This is a genomic window from Actinospica acidithermotolerans (genome assembly GCF_018139625.1).
Taxonomy (GTDB): domain Bacteria; phylum Actinomycetota; class Actinomycetes; order Streptomycetales; family Catenulisporaceae; genus Actinospica; species Actinospica acidithermotolerans.
This window is the reverse complement of the sequence record NZ_JAGSOH010000359.1, coordinates 1-444: the sequence shown is the minus strand read 5'-3', so window position 1 is coordinate 444 and position 444 is coordinate 1. Positions and strand designations below refer to the sequence as shown.

Below are 444 nucleotides of genomic sequence, written 5' to 3'. Positions count from 1 at the left end.
ACATTGGTTTTAATCAAGTTTTACACAATGATGGTTTATTTCACATTGAATATGAAGATGGATCAGTAATATATTTAGGTTTATATGTTGATGATATTCTTATGGTTGGAAGTTCACAAAAAGTTATTGATAATTTTGTGGATCAATTGAGAGATCATTTTGAAGTTAAAGTGTTTGGTGAAATATCAAATTATCTTGGTATTGAATTTCGTAAAACCGAATCTGGTTATATTTTATCTCAAGAAAAATTTCTCAAGAAATTACTTAAGGATTTCAAACTAGATGACTCATATGGGAAAAACATACCCTGGATTCCGAATGACAAATATGAAAAGGTTGCAATAATTCGTGAGAACGTTAATCCAGAGAATGATTTTGAAAAGGTTCCGAATGAGACATTGCTTGACCCTGATGCTAAAAAACTATATCAAAGTGGTGTTGGCC

1 protein-coding gene is annotated in these 444 nt (G+C 30.4%); it reads left to right on the top strand.

Going from position 1 to position 444, the window contains the following annotated elements:
* Positions 1-444, top strand: a 444-nt coding sequence (locus tag KDK95_RS38970; protein WP_212522654.1) for a reverse transcriptase domain-containing protein, incomplete at both ends; no start/stop codon positions are given.